Origin of the sequence: Thalassospira xiamenensis M-5 = DSM 17429 (genome assembly GCF_000300235.2) — a bacterium.
Classification (GTDB): domain Bacteria; phylum Pseudomonadota; class Alphaproteobacteria; order Rhodospirillales; family Thalassospiraceae; genus Thalassospira; species Thalassospira xiamenensis.
Genome location: NZ_CP004388.1, coordinates 3,961,778 through 3,987,159, shown reverse-complemented (window position 1 = coordinate 3,987,159; position 25,382 = coordinate 3,961,778). Strand labels below are relative to the sequence as shown.

The 25,382-nt window shown below is 56.9% G+C and carries 4 protein-coding genes; 3 read left to right on the top strand and 1 reads right to left on the bottom strand.

Annotation, left to right across the window (positions count from 1 at the left end; all coding sequences use genetic code 11):
• Positions 1-18: 18 nt before the first annotated feature.
• A complete protein-coding gene (locus TH3_RS18405; protein WP_007088888.1) occupies positions 19-915 on the bottom strand; it encodes a M48 family metalloprotease in 897 nt (298 codons plus the stop codon).
• 443 nt (positions 916-1,358) lie between these two features.
• Here TH3_RS18405 and TH3_RS18400 point away from each other — a divergent pair, with 443 nt between their 5' ends.
• The 3 genes from TH3_RS18400 to TH3_RS18390 all read left to right on the top strand — a co-directional run bounded on the left by TH3_RS18400 (position 1,359) and on the right by TH3_RS18390 (position 25,371).
• Positions 1,359-3,671, top strand: coding sequence for a type I secretion system permease/ATPase (locus TH3_RS18400; protein WP_007088889.1), 2,313 nt, complete (start codon positions 1,359-1,361; stop codon positions 3,669-3,671).
• Complete coding sequence (locus tag TH3_RS18395; RefSeq protein WP_007088890.1) at positions 3,671-4,975, top strand: HlyD family type I secretion periplasmic adaptor subunit; 1,305 nt, start codon at positions 3,671-3,673, stop codon at positions 4,973-4,975. Before TH3_RS18400 ends, TH3_RS18395 begins: the two co-directional genes overlap by 1 nt.
• A gap of 239 nt (positions 4,976-5,214) precedes the next feature.
• Complete coding sequence (locus tag TH3_RS18390) at positions 5,215-25,371, top strand: hypothetical protein (protein ID WP_040060181.1); 20,157 nt, start codon at positions 5,215-5,217, stop codon at positions 25,369-25,371.
• Positions 25,372-25,382 lie beyond the last annotated feature (11 nt).

Sequence of the window (25,382 nt, the reverse complement as noted above, 5' to 3'; positions counted from 1 at the left end):
GGTTATTGTCAGGTTGGGCTATTTTGTGCCGGGAGGTCGCCGGTTTTCAAAGAATTTCTGCCACGTGCCGGGTTTAAGGTCGCGCAATGCCCGGATGCGGGCGCTGACCGGTGGGTGGGTATCAAGCAATGAGGGTGGTTGCGTGCTGCGATAAGGGATCAGGCGCAAACGGCGGCGATTGATCTGATCGATATGCAAAAGGGCCTCGATCATGTCTTCGGGGCCGTTCAACAGGTCGCTTGCGCCGTGATCGGCAATGAATTCACGATCCCGGATCACGGCGCGCTGCAACAGGAAGCTTACGGTCGGGACCACGCCAAAGACAATGACCATCCAGTTCGGCGGATCAAAATCGCCAAAAATGAAAAGCATCAATCCGAACAGGGCAATGGTCCATGTGGCCCGATACAGCACGTCGGTCATCAGAAGGATGCGCGTATCGCCGTGCCATGCATGGGCGATTTCATGGGCCAGCAGGGCGCGCATCTGGCGCGGGGAAAGCGTATGAAGGGCATCATTTGATATCGCGATGGTCGTTTCTTCGGCGGTGCCGGTGGTGATTGCATTCACCCCCTTGCCCGGCAGCAGGAAAAGCTTTGGCAGGTAATCAAGTCCCGCACGGCGCGCCAGCATCGCCGCCATTTCGTGAATGGCAGGGAAGGAAGCGGCATCCAGCGGGCGGGCGCGCAATAATTTCATCAGGACTTCGGGGGATATCATCGGGGCAAGCACAAGCATCAGTGCAACGGCAATCGCGGCCGAAATTGCCATGGATAATCCACCGAGCATCCATGCGCAGGTCGCCAGAACCCCGGCCATGCAGGCCATTAACGGGAAGGTGTGCGAATTGCCGCCCGGACTGATGGCAAGAAAGCGTTGCAGGAAGACAGGCAGGCTTGAGGGTTCGTTTTCCATGGGGTGTCCCGATTCTTTTTCCCTGATTTAAAAGGTATGTTTTTAGATGTTAAGGGCAAGGGCAACGTACCTTTGCCTTTGCCTTGCGACGTGCTCCAAGGGTAAGCCAAACGCGCGCCGCCTGATTTGAGTTGGCGCAATTCAAATGAGAAAAAGGAAGATTTCCAACAGGTTGTCGGAAATTCCGGCATGTCCGCCTTCGGGCATGTTTTTTCGGATTCGCGGCAAAACGCAGCATTCCGCAATGCCGGAACCAGCGTATTATTGCCCGCAAATCGTTGAAGTTCCTTAATTTGTTAACACATCCTTATATGTTGCCCTAGAATAGTGCTTATGCAATCGGATAGGTGGCTCGTAACAGGTTTGTCGCGGGTCGCTTGGCGCGTGCGCCATATTTGATGTGATACAAGATTTGCTGCGAACGGGGTTTGGGAAGGAACACAATGACCCTGCTGGACAAAATCCAGTCGGTCCGCAAGGCGGGCGCGACACGGGAAGGGGATCGCACCCCGCTGGAACGGGTGTTCTGGCGGTCGATTGCCCTTGTCGGCGGATTCAGCATGGTCATCAATATGCTGAACATGGTCATCCCGATCTATTCGATGCAGGTGTTTGACCGTGTCCTTTCCAGCCGCAGTGTCGATACGCTCTTGCTTCTGACGCTTGGCATCGCGTTGGTGCTGCTGTTCATTGCGTCGATGGAACAGTTGCGTTCGCGCCTTTTGATCCGGGTTGGCACCGCACTTGATCTTCGGCTTGGCGGGGATCTGTTTGCCCATGTCGTGCAACAGGCCGCACGCGGCAACAATATGCGCCAGCGACCGTTGCGCGATCTTTATGGTCTGCGCGGGTTCCTGACCGGGTCGGGGCCCTTTACCCTGATCGATTTCATGTGGGCCCCGGTCTATATCGGTGTGGTTTTCATCTTTGACACGCGGCTTGGGCTTGTCGCCTGTGCCGGGGCGACGATCCTGATCCTGATCGCGATTGCGAACGAGGCGGCGGCAAAGATTTCCGTCGACCGGTCCGAAGAAAGCCAGAACCGGGGTATTGCGCAGGAAGAAACCTATATCCGCAATGCCGAGGCGATGGAAGCCATGGGCATGACTCCGGCCGCGCGCCAGCGCTGGCAGGCAGACCAGTCCGATGCCCTGTATTGGGAAGGTCAGGCCAGCCGCCGGGTGGGAACATCGACCACGCTTTCGCATTTCATCCGTCTGGCCATGCAGGTCTGTTTTATCGGGGTTGGTGCCTATCTGGTGCTGTCCGAGAGCATCACGATCGGGATCATGGTGGCCTCCATGATCATGGGGATGCGCGGGCTGGCGCCCTTTGATGGCGCGGTTTCGGCATGGCGCAGCTGGAATTCGGCGCGCAATTCGTTCGAACGGCTCAACAAGATCCTTCTGGATAAACGTCAATCGACACCTGCGCCGCTGCCACGCGGACGCGGTATCTCGGTGACGGTCGATCGGCTGGTTTTTGCCCCGCCGGGCAGCCGCAATGTTCTGTTCAAGGGATTTTCCTTCAAGGCCGGACCGGGGCAGGTGATTTCCATCGCCGGGTTCAACGGGGTTGGTAAAACAGCCCTTTTGAAGCTGATCATGGGCATCTGGGTGCCAGGATCGGGATCGGTCAAGCTTGATGAAATCGAAGCATCGCGTATTGATCGCGGTGAACTTGGCCCGCAGGTCGGCTATCTGTCGCAGAACCCGTTCCTGTTTCCCGGGACGATTGCCGAAAATATTGCCCGTCTTGGCAATGCCGAAATGCGCGACATCATTCAGGCCGCCGAACTGGCCGGGGCACATAAATTCATCCTTGATCTTCCCGATGGCTATGAAACCCGGGTTGAACGGGGCGGGCGCAACCTTTCGGGCGGGCAGCGACAGTTGATCGCCCTTGCCGCGGCGCTGTTCGGGCGGCCGCGTATGTTGTTGCTTGATGAACCGACAACCGCCCTTGATGATAATGGTGTTGGTCATATCAGCGCGCTGATTGATATCGTGCGCCGGGCCGGGATTACGACCTTTATCGTCAGTCACGAACGCGAAATTCTGGTGCGTGCCGATGCGATCCTTGCCCTTGCCAATGGGCAGATTCAGGTTGTGCCGGTGCGGGCCAAGGCCGATCAGATGATCGCGCCACCACCTGCACCCGTGGCATCGCCTGCTGCCGAACCGGCGCGTGATGGACAAATGCGGATCACGCCCAAACGGATTGCCGTGCCCAACCCGGATGCACCGCGTCCGATCATTGAAAAGAATTCGGCGCAAAATCAGACGCCGGAACAGCCGCCTTTGCCCGCCGGTATTATGCCGACCCCAACCCGCGCACAGGCAGGGCGTGCAACACAAGCCAGGGCAAAGGCCGGGATCGAGCGCACCGAAATGGTGCCGCAACCGACTCCGGGTGGCACCATGATGACCATGCGCCCGGCCACCCGCAAGAAGGCCGAAACAACAGCGGACGACCGTGTCGAACGGATGCGCATTGCCCGTGAAAAACAGGAAAAACAAAGACTGAGCGCACGCAAGACCGCCCGCGAAGCCGCCCTTGAGGCCAGCCGCAAGGAAGCGCGTGCACAGGTTCTGGCGAAAAAGGCCGCTGCCCGTGAAGAGGCGCGCAAGGCGCGCCGTACCAGCGAGCGCAGCCCGGCACAACAGCCCGCCGCCGCCCCGCGCCCGAAACGCAGTGACCCGCCACAGCTTCGGGTGGTTGAGGGATCGGCTGGTCGCAGACAGGGTGGTGGCTGATGGCAGGGGTGGAGCTTCCAACCGCGCGTGAACTTGAAACCGATGTCAGACCGCTGGTGCGGATCGGCCTTCTGATCCTGATCCTGGGTGTCGGGTCGGTGTTCTTGTGGGCGGCAACCGCGCGCATCAATTCCGCCGCAACGGCAAGCGGCGTGGTCGCACCGTTTTCGGGCAGGCAGAGTGTTCAGCATCTTGAAGGTGGGATCATTCGTGACATTCTGGTGCGCAATGGTGCGCGTGTGCAGGGTGGCGATGTCCTGATCCGGCTTGACGATACGCGTGCGCGGGCCAGTTATGACCTGCTTAACAACCGCTATCTCAATGCGCTGGCGACACAGGCCCGCCTGATTGCCGAACGTGGCGGCAAGGACAGAATCCAGTTTCCCGCGCCGCTTTATGATCCGAAATATGCCGGGATTGTTGAATCGCAGGAAACCCTGTTTCAAAGCCGCATGAACGCGTTTCGCGGTGAACTTGAACTGTATGACGAACGGATCAAGGAACTGCGCCGCGAAATCATCGGCACGCAGGAACAGAAAACCGCATCCGAACAACAGGTTGGTATCGTCAAGGAGGAGCTTGCCATGGTCAAACCCATGGTCGATCTTGGCTATGCCAGACGCACCCGTCTGCTTCAGCTTGAAAGCCGGTTGGTCGAGGTTCTTGGTAATATCGGGCGGTTTTCGGCCGATATCGCGCGCATCGAACAACAAATCCAACAGGTCAAATCCAGTCAGGCCCAGCTGACTCGCGATAATCTGCAAACCATCAATACCGAGCTTCGCGATATCCAGGGCGAGATTTCAGACCTGAATGAACGGTTACGCTCGGCCGAGGATATTCTGGTGCGGTCCGACATCAAGGCACCGCGTTCCGGTACGGTCACCAATTTGCAGTTTTCCACCGTTGGCGGAGTGATCCCGCCCGGTGCGCAAGTGCTTGAAATCGTGCCGCAGGACGACAAGCTTGTGATCGAGGCGCGGGTATCGCCGAACGATATCGATGTCGTGCATGAGGGGCTTGAAGTTAATATCCGGGTGACGGCTTTCAGCCAGCGCTGGTTTGCGCCGGTAAAGGGCGTTGTGGCGGATGTGTCGCCGGATCGTCTGACCGACCCGGAAGGCCGCCCGTATTTTCAGGCAATGATCGAAATCGATTCGGAAAGCCTTGCCGAACATGAAGGCATGATTTTATCGCCGGGAATGGCAGCACAGCTTGAAATCGTCACCGGTGCCAGAACGATTCTCGCCTATCTGTTTGCTCCGATCACCGACAGTTTTGATCGCGCATTCCGCGAACAATAGGTCTTCCAGCCCGATTCGGGGTCTTTCTACCTACCCTATACAACCTGACAGATTCTGTCAGAGGCGAATTTCGCCTTTCAAATCGCGGGAAAACATGAAAAAAATGTAATTTAGCGATTCCAGTGCGCATCTTCCGTTGATGGGTGCTTGATTGGTGTCTATACTACTGTATATAGAAGGCCGCTTTGTCTTCTGTATTCAATGGATTGAAAAATTAATCCCAAGTAGGGAGCAGAATCTTGGCTTCGCCCGCCAATCAGGACGATGGCACCGGTTTAACGGATGCTGATATCGAACAGGTGCTGGATGACCGCGCAGAGGATAGCTCTGTTGCGAGTAATTCTGATTCCGGTTCGTCGGGCGCGTCAGGTTCACAATCCCCTGCAACGCAGGCCTTCACCAATATTCAAAACGTCATCGGCACGTCGTTTAACGACATCCTGATCGGGGATGCGGGCGACAACACCCTGATCGGTGGTGCGGGTGACGATATCCTGGTACCGGGCGAGGGCCAGGATGAAATGACGGGTGGCGAAGGCCGCGATACATTTGTTTTGCAGGCCGGATTTGGTCAGGCGACCATCACCGATTTCACCCTTGGCGAAGATTATCTGGCCCTTGACGATCTCGGCATTGAAAGTGCGGCCGATCTGGTTTCGCGCGCCTCGGATGACGGTCAGGGCAATGTCGTCATTACCTTTGCGTCCGGCGATCAGCTTACGCTTAAGGGCATTAGCATTGCCCAGCTTTCCGAAATCACCCTTGTTGATGCCCCGAAACTGACCGATGTCGCGCTGGACAGTTCCGGCGATCTGTCGTCGGGCGACGCAACCGTCATTGACGGAACGTCGGGTGATGACGTTATCCAGGGCACGTCTGGCGACGATGTGATTTCGGGCAATGGCGGCGGCGATATTGTTGATGGCGGTTCTGGCAACAATACGCTGTCATTTGACGGTTCGGATGATGCCGTAACGGCCGATCTTTCGACCGGTACGGCAGGCAGTGCGACAGGCAACGATACCGTTTCGTTTGGCAATATCGAAAATCTGACCGGGACATCGGGCGATGATGTTCTGCGCGGGGATGCCGGAAACAATACGCTTTTGGGTGGTGCAGGCGACGATACCTTTGGCACCAGTGGCGGTAATGACTCTATTGACGGTGGCGCGGGCCGCAACACCCTTGATTACAGCACCTCCGAACAGGGTGTTGTTGTCGATCTGAAAAATGGCGCGACCGAAAGCCGGACAGAAACTGAAACCGGCGATGATGCCGCATCTGAAACCGGCAGCAACACGGATTCCGGCACGGCAAGTGGCGATGCATCCGGCGGTGAAACGGCAACTGACACCGGCACGGACGCGAACACCGAAGCTTCTGGTGAAACGACCGGCGATACTGCCGGGGCAGATAGTGGTGACGCGACCGACGAGGCATCGGACCCGTCGGAGGGGCCGGTGGCTGGCGAAACTGATACGTCCGGCAGTGATACGACCGATCACGAAACCGGTGATCAGGCTTCTTCCGGTAACGGTGGAGACAGTTCCCAGTCGGAAACCGATGGCGGGGCTGGCGATGATTCTGCATCTGGTGGATCGGGTGATGACACCATTGCTGAAGAAACCGGCGACACAGGAGCCGATGCAGGAACCGACACAGGTTCGGGTGTGGGTGATGAAGCCACTGGTGATGCCGGAGCGGATGAAGAAACCGATCCGAACACCACTGTCGATGAAACAACCCCGACCGATCAAAATGGCACCGAAACGGGGTCTGATACCGAATCCGATGCCGGTACGGGATCGGAAACCGGCAGTGACGGGACGGATGGTGCCGACGAAACCGGTGGCACTTCGCAGGAAACTGAAACCGGATCGACCACCGGCGGGGATCAGCCGCAGACGGGTGAGACGCAAACCGGTGCACAGGATGAAGCATCCGATAACGCATCCGATAACGCATCTGATGACACATCGCCGGATCAGGTCGAGGACACGGCATCGGGTGATGGTTCGGGTGAAGCCGGTGCATCTGGTGAAGAAACTTCAAATGGCGCGGATGGCACCGATACTGCGGAGACAACCGAGGAAGGTTCGGCTGATCCGGTAACGGAAGGCGAAGAGGCCCCGGCAGAAAACGGTTCGGAAACATCCGAAACCGAAGAAGGCCCTTCGACTGAAGCCGATGGTGAGACTTCCGATGGTTTACCGAATGAGGTCATCGACGGGGAAACCCCGCCCGATCAGGAAACACCCCCGGCTGAAACCGGTTCGGACGCGGCGGGTAATGAAACGAACGCGGGTGACGGTGCCGAAGATGACAGTCTTGGCGGTTCGGACGGTGCGGGCGAAGACGTTCTGAATGAAGATACGCCTGCGTCGGGTGAGGGGGATGACAGCACGGACGGCGAAGAACAGCCATCCCAGAGTGAGCAGGACAACAATAATAACAGCGCGCAGGCCGGTGCAGACGGTTCGCAAGAAGCAGTTGGCGGTGAAACCGGTCAAGCAGACATTGACCAAGGTGACCCTGATACATCCGGCACGACGGGTGAAGATCAGACTTCTGGTGACAATGATAGCGCAGAGAACCCTGACACCCCGGAAAACCCCGGCGAAGGTAATGTGGGGGAAAGCGCGCCGCCTGATCAGGAGCCCGTCGATGACGGTATCATCGTTGAAGGCACGACGGGCAATGACGTTCTGGAAGGGTCTTCTGATCTGGATACCCTTCAGGGTGGGGCGGGGGATGACACCCTGCTTGGCAATGCGGGCGACGACATTTTACAGGGCGGTGACGGCAACGACACTCTTTATGGAGGTGAAGGGGCCGACGTTCTGCAAGGTGGCAAGGGGGACGACACCCTTTATGGCGCAGCGGGCAATGATGTTCTGCAAGGCGGGGATGGAAATGACTTCCTGCAAGGCGGGGCGGGCGATGATCACATGCAGGGTGGCGATGGCATAGATACAGCCAGCTATGCCGATGCAACCGGTGCCGTGTTTGTTGATTTGTCGAAAAGCATCGCAACCGGTGCTGCCGGTAACGACGTCGTCCAGATGTTTGAAAATCTTGTCGGGTCCGATTTCGACGATCACCTGACAGGTGATGCCGGAGACAACGTCCTGATCGGTGGGGCGGGTGTTGATACGCTGACCGGGGGGGCGGGTGACGATGTCCTGACCGGGGGGACGGGTGAAGACGATTTTGAACTGACTGTCGGATTTGGCAACGACACCGTTACCGACTTTGATGTTGCAGAAGATACGGTCGATCTGGCGCGGCTCGGTATCACGGATTTTGTGACCTTGCAGTCGATGATGTCCGACGACGGTAACGGCAACACCGTTATCGATTTTGGTGATGACGGTGTCCTGACGCTTGAAAACGTTTCTGTTGACCAGTTGTCGCATGATAATTTCCGCGGTTTTGGCCGAATCCTTGCGTCTGATGACAATGATGATCAGCAGGGAACCGATGGCGATGACGCGATATACGGATATGATGGTGACGATATCCTTGCGGGTGGTGCCGGGAACGATGTTCTGTCTGGTGGTTTTGGTGATGACACGCTGATTGCCGGGGCCGGGAACGATACGCTTCGCGGGCAGGAGGGTGACGATACCGTCGATTATTCCCGCGCTACCGGTAGTGTGACGCTCGATCTTGATGCCGGAACGGCCAGCAGTGTCGATGGCAATGACATTTTGGATCGTATCGAAAACGCTATCGGTTCTGAATACGACGACACCCTTATGGGGGATGCCGGAACAAATACCCTGTCTGGCGGTACCGGTGATGACACGCTTGTGGGGCGTGACGGCGATGATGTCCTATCGGGTGGCGATGGCAACGACATGTTCTTTGCCGAGGCGGGGAACGACAGCTATGGCGGCGGTAGCGGGATCGACACCGTTGATTACAGCGCAGAGATCAACGACCAATTCGTCAATCTGGAAAGCGGTGTTGCCAACGATACGACAGACGGTGAAACGGATCGTCTGAGCGGAATTGAGAACATCGTCACCGGTTCGGGCAACGATACGGTGATTGGCAATGCCGATGACAACCATATTTCCACCGGTGCAGGCGATGACACACTTACCGGTGGTGGTGGCGATGATACGCTTGACGGTGGCGACGGTATCGATACTGCCCTTTTCAACGGTCAGGGTGGGGTCGAGATTGATCTTTCCGCGGGATACGCAAAAAACGCGTCCGGCACTGTTTCGCTGGAAAATATCGAAAATGTGACCGGTTCGGGCCAAGCCGATATCATTCGCGGCGACAGTGGCAAAAATATTATAGATGCCGGAAGTTCTGACGATACGGTTCTTGGCAGCGGGGGCGACGACACCTTCATCGGTGGAGAAGGAACCGACACCGTCGACTATAGCGAATTTTCTGCCGATATGACGATTGATCTTGCGGCGGGAACGGCATCCGGCATGGGGACGGATGAATTTACGGGATTTGAAAATGTCGTCACCGGTGATGGCAATGATGTGATTTCAGGTACATCGTCTGACAATATCATTGCTGCAGGGGCGGGTGATGACACTGTTCTGGGCGGCTTTGGGTCGGACACGCTATCGGGTGACGATGGTAACGATGTTCTGAGTTATGAGTCAGTAAAAGGCTCAGGTCAGAGCAATACCGGGCTTACCTTTGATCTGGATGCAGGCACCGTTACCAGTTCCACCTTTGTTGACACGATTGACGGTTTCGAAACGATCAAGGGTAGCGCTGGTAACGACGTTATGCTTGGCGGTGCCGGTGACGACACCCTGCTTGGCGATGCCGGTGATGACACGCTTTCCGGTGGAGGCGGTAACGATACGCTGACCGGTGGTGCGGGCGGCGATACCTTTGTGATTTCCGCAAACGACGGTCAGATCACCGTGACTGATTTCGATCCGGAACTGGATATGATTGATGTTCAGGGGATCGATGGCGTTGGTTTGCTTTCCGATATTGCCGGGTTGGTCGGTGTTGATGAAGCGGGCAATACGACGATTTCGCTTGGCGATGCGACCATGACGTTGCTCGGCATATCGCCAGATATGCTGAAATATTCGAATTTCGTTGGCATTCGGTCACTTGAGGGTACGGAAAATGCCGATGTTTTGATCGGTACTTCGCTTGGTGATGTCATCGATGGTTTGGCCGGGAATGACACCATTCTTGGCATGGATGGCGACGACACATTGTTTGGCGGGGAAGGCGACGACACGCTTTCTGGTGGTCTGGGCAATGACCTGATCGATGGTGGTGATGGTAATGATACCGTTGCTTATGACGATGCCGTTGCGGGGGTGCAGGTCGATCTGGCGGCAGGTAACGCGTCGGGTGGCGCGGGCAACGATACACTTGCCAACATCGACAATGTTACGGGTTCTGACTTTGATGATGTGATTTCCGGGAATGATGCAAACAATACTCTTCTGGGCGGAGAGGGTGCCGACACCCTTTCAGGGGGCGCGGGGGATGATCTTCTCGATGGTGGTGCTGGCGATGACACCCTGATTGCAGGGGCCGGAAATGACAGCCTTCTGGGCGGTGCAGGCAAAGATACCATTACATATGATGGTATCGATGGTGGGGTTTCGGTCGATCTTGACGAGGGTTCTGCAACGACCGAGAGCGGAACCAGTCATCTGAACGGTATCGAAAACGTTATCGGTTCTGACGGCAATGACACGATCATCGGATCTTTGATTTCCAATACGCTCGAAGGTGGTGCGGGCGATGATCTTATCATTGGCGGCGGCGGAAACGATCTTCTGGTTGGCGGTGAAGGAGCTGATACCTTCGTGTTCGCGCCCGGGTCTGGTGTCGATACCATTGCTGATTTTGATCTTTCTGCAGATCGTCTGAATCTTTCGGCCTTTGGTGTTCCGACCTGGGAAGCCTTACGGAAGATGATTGTCTCGAACGGCAACGGCGGGACGGTTATCGACCTTGGACAAAGCAAGATCACATTAACCGGCATTGCGCCCGAAGACCTGACCCCGGATCATTTTGTCGACATCAAATTCATCGGCGCGACCGAAGCTGATGACACAATTGTCGGCAGCGGATTTGGCGAAATAATCGATGGTCTTGATGGCAATGATACGATCGACGGGGCCGGAGGTGACGATATCATCTATGGCGGTGCCGGGGATGACACGCTGTCAGGCGGCACTGGCCAGAACACGCTGGATGGTGGCGTGGGCAATGATACTGCAGATTATAGTCAAAATTTATCCGTAACTGTCGATCTGGCCGCGGGAACAGCGGATTCTTCGGTTGGCAATGATGTTCTGATCGACGTTGAAAACGTTATTGGCGCCAAGGGGCAGGACCGGATTTCCGGTGATGAGGGTGACAATATCTTATCCGGCGAGGCCGGGGACGATACTTTGCGCGGTCTGGGCGGGAAGGATCATCTTCTGGGCGGGATGGATGACGATCATCTTGATGGTGGCGCTGGCGATGACACCCTGGAAGGCGGATCAGGGGACGATACTCTTCTTGGCGGCACAGGAAACGACATTCTGGATGGCGGCGAGGGGCGTGACGTCGCAACCTATGGCGATGCTGACGGTGCGGTGTTCGTTGACATTGGTGCGGGAACGGCGACTGGCGCGAACGGTAACGACACGCTTGCAAATATCGAAAATGTAATCGGCAGTGATTTTGACGATACCCTGATCGGGGATGACGGCGAAAACACCTTGATAGGTGGCCGTGGCGATGACGTTCTGGACGGTGGTGCCGAGGGCGACACCGTAAGCTATGCTCAGGCGGATGGATCCGTTTCCGTTGATCTTGGTGCGGAAACCGCGACGGGGGCAGACGGTAATGACACCCTTGCGAATATCGAAAATATTATTGGTTCATCGCATTCGGATGAACTGAGGGGCGATACCGATGACAACACCATTGCTGCAGGTGATGGTGATGATACCGTTTATGGCGATGCCGGAAATGATGTCCTTGATGGCGGACGTGGAAAAGATACCCTTGATTATAGCGGTTCCGGGTCTGGTCTGAACATTGATCTTGATGTCGGTACGGCAAGTGGTGCCGATATCGGAACCGACATGATCAGTGGTTTTGAGAGTATCATTGCATCCGATTTTGACGATGTATTTGCCGCCGGAAACAATGCAGTAAGTGTGGATGGCGGCGCCGGGAATGATATTTTGACCGGTGGGGCTGGCAACGATCATCTGATGGGCGGGGCTGGCAATGACACCATAGAAGGTGGAGCTGGTCGTGACACACTTGATGGCGGCAGCGGCGAAGATACCGTTTCTTATGCGTCGTCGACAGGTAGTGTGAGTGTTGATCTTCAATCCGGACAAGCAAGTGGTTCGGACAGTGACGTTATCCGGAATTTTGAAAACATTGTCGGCTCGACCGCTTCTGATGAGCTTTTGGGTGATGCTGGCGCAAATACGATTGCAGCGGGTGCGGGTAACGATTTCGTCGATGGACGGTCCGGTGATGACGTCCTTTCGGGGGGCGAGGGTAACGATACGCTCCGCGGTGGTCTGGGCAATGACGTTATCGACGGTGGCGACGGGAATGATACTTTTGATCTGTCTGATCTGACAGATGACAGCGTCGTCGATATGGTGGCGGGGCAGGCCACGACTGGCAATGAAATTGACAGCTTTGCAAATATTGAAAACATCCTGACCGGTGCCGGTAAAGACAGCGTTACCGGTGATGAAAATGACAATGTGATCAAAACCGGCGCGGGGGATGATACGGTCAACTCCGGTGCGGGGGATGATACCGTCTTTGGCGGTGACGGCGACGATACGCTTGATGGCGGTGCGGGCAATGATGTGCTTGTCGGCGGTGCGGGTAATGATGTCCTGAAAGGCGGATCTGGTCAGGATACGGCATCCTACGCCGATGCAACCGGCGCGGTCATTGTGGATATGAATGCGGGAACCGTCGTATCTGCGAACGAGGGGACAGATAGCCTTGACGGTATTGAAATCGTCGAGGGTTCTGATTTCAACGACACCTTCGTCGGTGGCGAAGGCAACGATATTTTCCTTGGCGGTCAAGGAAACGATACGTTCCGCGGGGGCGAAGGCGACGATACCCTTTCGACTGGTAAGGGTAATGACCGGATCGTTTTTGGCCCCGGTAGCGGCAATGATGTTGTCACGGATTTTGATCCGGTTACCGATGTTCTGGATCTGACCGGCTTCAACATTGCGGGGTTTGATGCCCTGAAGCTGTTGTTTGATACCAACGACGCGGGTGATGTCGTCATTCGTTTCGACACCGGCGACAGCGTCACATTGAATGATGTTCGTCCTGAAATGCTGGAAAGTGGTAATTTCAGCGGTGTCGACGTTCGTCTTGGTACGGGCGAAAATGATGATATGCCGGGCTCCGTGAACGACGATGTTATCAATGCGCTTGGCGGTGATGATGTTGTCCATGGCGGTGACGGCGATGATCGTCTTATCGGTGGTGATGGTAACGATACGCTTTATGGCGATACCGGTGACGATGTTCTGGCTGGCGAAGCGGGCGACGATACGCTTGTCGGCGGTGACGGGTCGGATACGGCTGACTACTCCACAAGTAGTGGGGCGATTGTTGCCGATATCGGTGCGGGTAGCGTTGCCGGTGCGGACGGCAATGATAGACTTGAAAGCATCGAGAATGTTACCGGCACGCTGTTTGACGATGTGTTCTACGATGATGCCGGAAACAATACCATTCTCGGGCTTGACGGGGATGATACCATTTTTGCCGGACTGGGTGATGACCACATCGTCGGTGGTGCAGGCAGCGATACGGTAGATTACAGCGCCACAAATCAGGGTATTGATGTCAATCTGGCAAACCGTTCCGGTTCTGGCGCGGGCAATGATTTTCTTGAAAGTATCGAAAACGTCGTCGGGACGGATTTCTCCGACAATATCGTTGGCAATGCAGACGCAAACACTATCATCGCCGGTGGCGGGGATGACACCATTGTTGCTGGCGATGGTAATGACGTTGTCGAAGGTGGTGCTGGTAACGACAAGATTGATGGTGGCACGGGGCAGGATACGCTGTCCGGCGGAGACGGTGGCGACGTCATTGTTGCTGGTGCTGATGATGACACGCTATCTGGTGGCGATGGGGATGATATTCTTCTTGGCGGTACTGGCGACGACCGGATCATGGGGGACTCCGGGGACGATATCATTGATGGCGAAAGCGGTTATCACGACACGGTCGATTATTCGAATGTGAATGGTCCGGTTGTCGTCGATCTGATGAATAAATATGCCAGCGGTACCGCGGGCAACGATGTCATCTTGAATATCGAAGATGTTGTCGGAACCGATTTTGCCGATACGCTGATTGGCTCGGATGGCGTCAATACGCTTGATGGCGGTTCGGGTAACGATACATTGTCCGGCGGTGCGGGCGATGACATCGTCATCACGGGTGCAGGCGAGGATGTGGTTGTTGTTGCGCCGGGTGGTGGCAGTGACACCGTTACCGATTTTGATCCGTCCAAAGACGTTGTCGATCTGTCTGCATATGGTATCGAAACATACAGCGATCTTGAAGATCGCATGTTTAATGATGCTGATGGGAATGCCGTTATAAATCTGGCACCCGGTGAAACCATCACGCTTGAAGGTATTTCGGTCGAGGACCTTGGTCCTGAAAACTTCTTTGGTTATGTCGCGATCAACGGCACCGAATTTGACGATGTCCTGCAGGGCAGCCAGCTTGGCGATGAAATCAATGCACTGGACGGTGACGATGTTGTTGATGGCGGTGCCGGGGATGATGTCATCAATGGTGATGCGGGCAATGATACCCTGACCGGTGGTGCCGGTGATGACGAACTGAATGGCGGTGACGGTAACGATACCGCCGATTATTCCGACACATCCGAAGGTGTCACCATTGACCTGAGCACAGGTAGCGCAACCGGTGAAGCCGGAAACGATACCCTTGATAGCATCGAAAATGTCATCGGCGGGAATGGCGACGATATCCTGATCGGCGATGAAAACGCCAATATCCTGGATGGCGGCGCAGGCAACGACACAGTTTATGGCAATGGCGGCGACGATACCCTGATTGGCGGCGAAGGCGATGATACGCTGTCCTACGAAGGGGCCGAAGAAGGCGTTTCCGTCGACCTTGCCAATGGTACCGCAACCGGTGGTGCCGGAAATGATGTGATTGACGGTTTTGAAACCGTGATCGGGTCCGACCATGCCGATACCATTTCGGGCGATGATGCCAACAACGTGATCGAAGGCGGTGCCGGGGATGATGTGCTGGCCGGTGGTGCGGGCGATGACACCATTCTGGGCGGGGCGGGTAACGATACCCTGCAGGCGGGTACCGGCAGTGATACCCTTGTCGGTGGCGATGGCACCGATATCGCCGATTATTCGGATCGGACCGATCCGGTTGTGGTCGATCTGGCCGCGGGGACCGGCACGACCGGCGATGGCAACGATACGCTGATCGATATCGAAGGGGCGACCGGTGGTTCGGGCAACGATACCCTTCTGGGATCGGATGGCGATAACATCCTTTCGGGTGGTGCGGGTGATGACACCCTTTCGGGCGGTGCAGGGAACGACACCCTTGCCGGTGGCGCCGGGGCCGATCTGCTTGACGGTGGGGCCGGTGATGATGTCCTGACCTTCGACGGGGACCATGTCGCGGCGTCGGGTGAAACCACCGACCATGTCGGCAGCCCGACGACGGATGGCACCGGTGACGTCGCCGATATCAGTGGCAAAAACCTTTCTGATGACAGCTTTGTCGGTGGCGAAGGCAACGATACCCTGCAGGCAGGCGACGGTGATGATGCCATCATTCTGGATCGCGATCACGCCGGTGGCGGTGCCGCCAACCCGTCGATTGTGGATATTGAAAACATCAATGCCGGTGCGGGTAACGATGTTGTCGACCTGACCAGTGAAACGCATTCTTACGGTGACGTCACGATTGATGGTGGTGCCGGTGACGATACCCTTTGGGCCAATGATGGTGATGACGTCATCCTTGGTGGTGCCGGTTCTGACAATATACTGGGCGGTGCGGGTGCCGATAATATCGATGGGGGTGCTGATAACGACATCCTTGATGGCGGAACCGGGAATGACATCATCGCGGGCGGTGCCGGTGACGATACGATCATGGCCGGTATCGGCGATGATACGCTTTCGGGTGGTGACGGTTCCGATACGCTTGATATGTCTGCGGCCAATGGCGCGGAAATTGATCTGGCCAATGGTACGGCAAGCAGCGATGCCACTGGCTCGGACAGCATTTCCGGCTTTGAAAATGTGATCGCGACGGATGGTGATGACACCATCACCGGTAATGCCGCGAACAATGTGATTGATGCCGGTGCAGGCAACGATACGGTTTCGATTGATGCCGGTAACGATCACCTTGATGGCGGCGACGGCATTGATACGCTTGATCTGTCGGGCACTAGTGGCGGGGTAACGGTTGATCTTGCCGCTGGTACGGCGAATGGTGCGCAAACCGGTTCCGATACGATTGCCAATTTCGAAAATGTCACCGGTTCGGCAGATGCCGATACCATTACCGGCAATGATGCGGCCAACACGATTGATGGTGGTGCTGGTGATGACGTGATCGATGGCGGGGCTGGCGACGACGTCCTTTCGGGCGGTGCGGGCAATGATACATTGGCCGCAGGTGACGGCAACGACACCCTGACCGGTGGCGATGGCGCGGATGTCTTTGTTTTTGAGGATGGCAGCGATGCCGATCTGGTCAGTGACTTTGATCTTGCCAGCGATGTGATTTCCCTGCCCGATATCGGTGTTACAAGCTGGACCGAATTGCAGTCGATTCTGTCCGATGGTCCGGATGGTGCGGTGATCACGTTGCCTTCCGGTGGCACGGTAACGCTTTCGGGTGTTGCTGTTGGCGACCTGACGCCGGATCACTTTGCCGGAATCGAAAATGTCGGAACGCCGGGTGATGATACACTTGGCGGTGGCAGCGGTGACGATACGGTTGGTGCCGGTGATGGCAACGATACGGTCGACGGTGGCGATGGTGATGACACGGTCGATGGCGGCGAAGGCGATGATTCCGTTGGTGGCGGCACGGGCGATGACAGTGTTGGCGGTGGTGCCGGTAACGACACGGTCGACGGTGGCGATGGCAATGACACGGTCGATGGCGGCGACGGTGATGATTCCGTTGGTGGCGGATCGGGCGACGATAGCGTTGGCGGTGGTGCCGGTAACGACACGGTCGACGGTGGCGATGGCAATGACACGGTCGATGGCGGCGACGGAGATGATTCCGTTGGTGGCGGCACGGGCGATGACAGTGTTGGCGGTGGTGCCGGTAACGACACGGTCGACGGTGGCGACGGTAATGACACGGTCGATGGCGGTGATGGTAATGATTCCGTCGGTGGTGGTGCTGGTAACGACACTGTTGGTGGTGGTGCCGGGGACGATACGGTTGATGGCGGGGATGGTGATGACACGCTCGACGGTGGTGACGGCAACGACACCCTGATCGGCGGGCCTGGCACGGATACGCTTGCCGGTGGTGCGGGTGATGACGTTCTGGAATTTGGCGCGGATCGCACCGGCCAATCGGGTGATACCACCGATCATGCGGGCAGTCCGGGTGTCGATGGCACCGGCGAAATTGCCGATCTTGACGGGCTTGGCGTCAGTGATGATCAGTATGATGGCGGTGACGGCATCGATACGCTGGTGGGCACGTCGGGCGGTGATGCGATCATTCTGGATCGCGATCATGAAAATGGTGCTGCCAATCCGTCAATCAGTGGCGTTGAAATCATTGAAACCGGCGACGGTGATGACGTTGTCGATCTGACCAGCCAGGTGCATTCCTATGGCGATGTCACGGTTGATGGCGGGGCTGGCAACGATACCATCTGGACCAGTGCCGGGGATGACAGCGTCCTTGCCGGTGATGGCAATGACCATATCAATACGGGTTCTGGCAGTGACGTGATTGACGCCGGGGCGGGTGATGACGATATCGCGGCGGGTTCTGGCGATGATGTGATTGCTGCGGGTGACGGCAACGATGTGATTTCGTCGGGTGATGGCAATGATACGGTCGATGCCGGTGCGGGTGACGATAGCGTTATCGGTGATGCCGGGAATGATATTCTTGCCGGTGGCGATGGCACCGATACGCTTGATCTGACCAATGCCGATGGCGGGGCCGTCATTGATCTTGAAAATGGCACGGCAAGCAGCACGGAAACCGGTTCTGATACCATTTCGGGCTTTGAACAGGTCGTTACGGGTGCTGGTGACGATACGATTTCCGGAAGTTCCGCCGATGACACCATATCGTCCGGCGCAGGAAACGATACGATTGACGGTGCCGATGGCAATGACCGGATCGTGGCCGGTGACGGCAATGATGTCGTGTCTGATGGTGCAGGCAGTGACTATGTCGATGCCGGTGCGGGCGATGACACGGTTATCGCGGGTGCCGGTGATGACAGTCTTGATGGTGGCCAGGGTAATGACACCATCGACATGCGCAACGCAACCAATGGTGCCACGGTCAATCTGGCAGCAGGTTCGGCGCAATCGGTGGAAACCGGTTCGGACAGCATTTCGAACTTTGAAAATGTCACAACCGGTTCGGGCTATGATGAACTGACCGGATCGGACGCCAATAACGTCATGGCCGCAGGAGCGGGTAACGACACCCTTGATGGTGGGGCTGGCGACGATACGCTTTCGGGCGGGGCTGGCAATGACAGCTTTATCTTTGCCGATGGCACCGATGATGATGTTGTCACCGACTTTGAAGTCGGGACCGACAAGCTGACCCTTGATGGCACGGGCATTGAAACCTGGACCCAGCTTCGTGATCTGATCACCGGCAATTCGCTTGGTGATGCGGTGATCAATCTGCCGTCCGGCGGCACGATCACGCTGCAAGGTGTCAATCCGCTTGATCTTTCAGCCGATGATTTCACCGGGGTTACCGATGGCGGGACGCCTTATGACGACAGCCTGACCGGCGGCGATGGCGATGATGTCATTGATGCCCTTGCCGGTGACGATGTTGTCGATGGTGGTGCCGGTGATGACACGATTGATGGTGGTGCGGGCAACGATACCCTGACGGGTGGTTCGGGCGATGACACGGTCGATGGCGGGACCGGTTCGGATACGCTTGGCGGCGGCACCGGCAATGATGAACTGAGTGGCGGCGATGGTGCGGATACGCTTTCGGGTGGATCGGGTGACGACACCCTTGATGGTGGATCTGGCGACGATGTCCTGAACTTTGAAGCCGATGGCACGGGCGCAAGCGGTGACACCACCGAAAATACCGGCAGCCCGGGCGTCGATGGTACCGGCGATCTTGCCGATATCGGTGGCAAGAACATCTCGGACGATACCTTTGTCGGTGGTGATGGTACCGATACCCTGAACCTGACCGGTGGCAGTGATGCGCTGATCCTTGATGGCAGCAAACTGGGCGATGGCCAGACGACGGGTAGCACGATTGAAACCCGGACATTGGGCCTGACGGATTCGGCATCATCGGGTGCCGTGCAGGCCGCATGGTCGGATGCAAATCTTTATGCCTTTGATTTTGGCACATCCTATGTCGGTGAAGACGGCAAACTGAACCTTGCCGCGGCCGATGACACCGTGACCTTTGATGGCAACGGTATTGGCAATAACGGCGGTTCACCGGCCGGAAGCCAGATCAACCACAATGGCAATACCGGCGAAAGCGAAGCCGTTGTTGTCGATCTTGGTGCCAATGCGCGGAATGCCAAGGTTCAGGTTTCCAACCTGATCGCGGCCGAACATGGCGGCGAAGTCGGTTCGTGGCAGGCCTTTGATGCCGATGGCAATCTGGTGGCATCGGGTGTGCTTGACGAAAGCACGATCAGTTACACCAGTGGCGGTGTCGGCACGGCAACGATCAGTGTTACCGACAGTCTCGGCAATCCGGTTGAATTCCGTTACCTCGCCTTCGAAAGCGAACCTTACGCCGATGGTTCATCGGGTGGTGACAGCAGCGACTATTTCGTGCGTTCCATCACCTTTGATGCGGTGGTCGAAGAAACTGTCACCGACGGCGCGCGCCTTGACGGCGTCGAGGTTATCAACGCGGGCGAAGGCAATGACGTTGTCGATCTGACCAGCGATACGATTGCCTATGGCGATGTCACCATCAATGGTGGCGGCGGCAACGATACGCTTTGGGCCAATGAAGGCAATGACCGCATCAATGGCGAACTTGGCGACGACAATCTTTATGGCGGTGCGGGTGACGACTATCTTGATGGTGGTTATGGCCGTGATGTCCTTGATGGTGCCGAAGGCAATGATACGCTGATCGGTGGTGCGGGTAACGATACGCTTCGCGGTGGTGAAGGCGACGATATCATCCATGGAGGTGGTGACATCGATACCGTGACCTATGACGACGCGGCATCGGGCGTGAATGTCGATCTGGCCAATTACACCGCAACGGGTGGTGCCGGGAATGACGGCATCTACTGGGTCGAAAACGTTGTCGGATCTGCCCATGATGACATCATCAGGGGGGATGCGCAGAACAACACGCTGGATGGCGGTTCTGGTGATGACACCCTTTCGGGTGGTGCCGGGAATGATGCGCTGCGCGGTGGTGATGGCAACGATACGGCGGATTACAGCAATTCGGCCGCGGCGGTTCGTGCGAACCTTGCAACCGGTACCGCACAGCTTGCCAATGGCGAAGAAGACACCCTGACCAGCATTGAAAACCTGATTGGTTCGGGCGGCAGCGACACCCTGACCGGATCGAATGGCGATAACCTGCTTTCGGGCGGTGCGGGCAATGACAGCCTGATCGGCAATGGCGGCAACGATACCCTTGATGGTGGTATCGGCAACGACATGCTCGATGGTGGCGATGGTGATGACATCCTGACTGGCGGCGACGGTGCTGATCGCCTTTATGGCGGGGCAGGCAATGATACGTTGGACGGGGGTGCTGGTAACGATACCCTTGATGCCGGGGCGGGCGACGACGTTATTCTGGCGGGCGATGGCAATGACGTCATCACCGCAGGTGCCGGTGCAGATACGGTTGATGCGGGTAGGGGTGATGACACGGTTGTTGCCGGTGCGGGCAACGATATCCTTGCCGGTGGTGATGGCACCGACACCCTTGATTTCGCTGCCGCCAATGGTGTGACGGTTGACCTGTCGACCGGCACCGCAAGCAGCGATGCCACCGGTACGGACGCCATTTCCGGCTTCGAGAATGTTCTGGGCACGGCGGGGGCGGATACGCTTATCGGATCGAGCGGGGCAAACGTCCTGTCTGGTGCGGATGGTGATGACGTTCTGGACGGCGGTGCGGGTGATGACTCCGTTTATGGCGGGGCCGGTAACGACACCATTATCGCCGGTGCCGGGAATGATACGCTTTCGGGTGGTGCGGGCACCGATACCCTTGACCTGACACAGGCGGCAAGTGGTGCCACGGTCGATCTGTCGGCCGGTACCGCAAGCAGTGCCGAAACCGGCAACGACACTATTTCCGGTTTTGAAAATGTCATCGGATCGGCGGGCAATGACGACATTACCGGATCGGATGGCGATAACGTCTTTTCGGGCGGTGCCGGGGATGACACCATCGAAGGCGGTGCGGGTGCCGATACGCTTGATGGTGGCGATGGCATTGATACCATCAGCTATGAGGGTTCAAGCGCCGGGGTCGAGATTTATCTTGGCGATACCGATGGCAATGCCAGAGCACCGGGCGAAGGTGGCCGTGCGTTTGGCGGTGATGCCGCGGGCGATATTCTTGCCAATTTCGAACGCGTCATTGCGTCGGCGCATGATGACTATGTCTATGGCAACAGCCAGAACAACGTTGTCGATCTGGGCGATGGCAACGATACGTTTGACAATGTCGAAGCCGATGTCAGTGCCGATACAGTCGATGGCGGCGAAGGCAATGACACGATCTGGACCGGCGATGGCGCCGATACCCTGATCGGTGGCAATGGCAACGATTATCTGAACGGCGAAAAAGGCGACGACACGCTTGACGGTGGGGCTGGTAATGACAGCCTTGTGGGCGGCGATGGCAACGATACGCTGGATGGCGGATCGGGGAATGACCGGATCTCGACCGGGTCGGGTGCCGATCTGGTCAAGGTCACAAGCCTTGTCGGCGACAAGGTTGTTACCGATTTCAACACAAGCGTTGATCAGATTTCCCTTGATGCCCTTGGCATTTCCGAATGGTCCGAACTGGCCCCGCGTCTGAGTCAGGTCAATGGCAATACCGTGATCGATCTGGGCCCGGATGGCTCGGTCACGCTGCTGGGTGTGCGCCTGAACGAAGTCACGTCCGATATGTTTGTCGGCATCGAAGGCCCTGTTGGCGCGACGCCGTTTGATGATGTCCTGCTGGGCACCAGCGAAGATGATTATATCGATGCGCTTGCCGGGAATGACGTGGTCGATGGTGGGGATGGCAATGACACCATCCTTGGCAATGACGGCGACGATAACCTGTCGGGTGGTGCCGGGAACGATACGATTTCGGGCGGCAACGGCAATGACGTGATTGACGGTGGCGATGGCGACGACAGCCTGAATGGTAATGACGGCCATGACGTGATCGCGGGTGGTGCGGGCAATGACACCCTGATCGGTGGATCGGGCAACGATGTGATTTCCGGCGGTGGCGGTTCGGACTTCATCGATGCGATGGATGGCGACGATGTTGTCACCGGCGGTGATGATACCGATACGATCTATGGCGCGGCCGGTGATGACCAGCTTTCGGGCGAAGCGGGTGATGATGTCATTTCTGGCGGCGATGGCGCCGATACCCTTTCGGGTGGTAGCGGCAATGATGTCCTGTCGGGCGGAAATGACAATGACCTGCTCGAAGGCGGTATCGGAAGCGACACCCTGTCGGGCGATGCCGGTAACGACACGCTGCTGGGCGGGGACGGCAACGATACGCTTGATGGCGGGGCTGGCAACGATACCTATACCGGTGGCGCCGGTTCGGATCAGATCATCGTATCGGATAATTCCGGCGACAAGGTCGTCACCGATTTCAATCGGGCAAGTGACCAGATCAATCTGTCTGCGCTTGATGTTGATAACTGGGCCGAGTTGCGCAGCTTGATGTCCGAGGTCAATGGCAACACCGTTATCAACCTGAATGGTCAGGGTACCCTGACCCTGCTGGGTGTCGCGATTAGCGATCTTAATGCGAACATGTTTGTCGGTGTCGAAGCCTCGACCGGGCCGACGCCCTATGACGATGTCCTGTATGGCACCAGCAACAATGACACGATTGCCGCCCTTGCGGGTGACGATACCGTCTTTGGCCTGAATGGTCAGGACACGCTGTCGGGCATGGATGGCAATGACAGCCTTTATGGCGGTGATGGCGACGACAAGCTGTATGGTGACGGCGGTAATGACTTTATCGACGGCGGCAGCGGTCAGGACAGCATCACCGGCGGCGAAGGCGACGATACGCTGGATGGCGGGTCGGGTGATGACCGCGTCTGGGGTGGAAACGGGGCCGATACGCTGCTGGGCGGTCAGGGTCAGGACAGGCTGTATGGCGAAGCCGGCAATGACGTGATCAACGGCGGCACCGGTGATGACTCGATCCTTGGCGGGGACGGTAACGACGTTCTGGATGGCGGCGAAAACAACGACCGCCTGTGGGGCGGCGAAGGCAACGATACCCTGTTCGGCGGATCGGGCGATGACAAGCTTTATGGTGATGGCGGCAATGACACCCTGATGGGTGGTCAGGGCAACGATACCCTTTCGGGTGGATCGGGCCGCGATACCGCAAGCTATGCCAATGCAACATCCGCGGTTGGTGTCAGCCTGAAAAACGGTACCGCCGTTGGTGGTGACGGATATGACGTTCTGTCTTCGATCGAAGATCTGATCGGGTCGAACTTCAACGATTATCTGTTTGGCGATGACGGTGCGAACCTGCTGTCGGGCCTGTCGGGCGATGACGTTCTGGGCGGCGATGGCGGTAATGACACCATCTGGGGGGGCGATGGCAATGACGTCATCAATGGCGGATCGGGCAGCGATCTGATCGATGCCGGTGCCGGTGATGACGTCATCGAATATCAGAAAGACGCGACCTGGTCGGGCAGCTATGCCGCAAAGAATGTCGGCGATCCGGATATGGACGGCACCAACGAACAGATCAATCTGCAAGGCTATACCCGTTCGCAGGATATCTTCGACGGTGGCGATGGGACCGATACCCTGTCCCTGACCAGCGGCAATGATGCCCTGTTCCTTGACGACAAGATCACCGATCCGGGCGTTTCGCCGCGCATTTCGAATATCGAAGTCATCGATGCCGGTAATGGCGACGACATCGTCGACCTGACCAGCGAAACCCAGTCTTATGGCGATGTGACAGTTCTTGGCGGAACCGGCAATGACATCATCTGGAGCAACGCCGGTGACGACGTCCTTGATGGCGGCGAAGGCAACGACACGCTTTGGGGTGGTGCGGGCAATGACACTCTTGCCGGTGGTGCCGGGATCGACATCCTGAATGGTGGTGCGGGTGATGACGTTCTGCAATACAATGCCGACGACACCTGGAGCTCGAACTGGCATGCGCTTAATGATGGCGCGCCGGGCGAAGACGGCCATGACAACAATACCGGCTGGGGCCATACCGGCCATCACGGTAACGGTTGGGGCCATGATTACAGTGGCGATTCCGGGACTGGCGAATATGTCAATCTGAACGGCTATAACCAGTCGAATGACATCTTCGAAGGTGGCGATGGCACCGATACCCTGAAACTGACCAGCGGTAATGACGCGCTATTCCTTGCCGATACGGTCAGCGATCCGGGCATTTCGCCGCGCATCCGCAATATCGAGGTGATCGAGGCCGGTGATGGCGATGACATCATCGATCTGACCAGCTCCTATGAAACCTATGACAATGTTACGCTGGATGGTGGCAACGGCAATGACATCCTCTGGAGCAATTCGGGTGACGATGTGCTTCTGGGCGGTGCAGGCAACGACCGACTGTATGGCAGTGCCGGTGACGATACCCTGACCGGTGGTTCGGGCTGGGATGAATTCGAGATCGGCAAAACCAACGGTCACGACATCATCACCGACTTCACGCCGGGCGAGGACATCATCAATCTGTCGGAATGGAATTACAGCAATTTCAACCAGATCAAAAATGACATGCATCTTGATACCGATGGCAATGTCGTGATTGAACTTGGCAATGATGCGTCTGTCACCCTGATGGGCGTCCATGATACCGATGATCTTGATGCTGATGATTTCGGGTTCGGCACCTGATCGCGGATCGT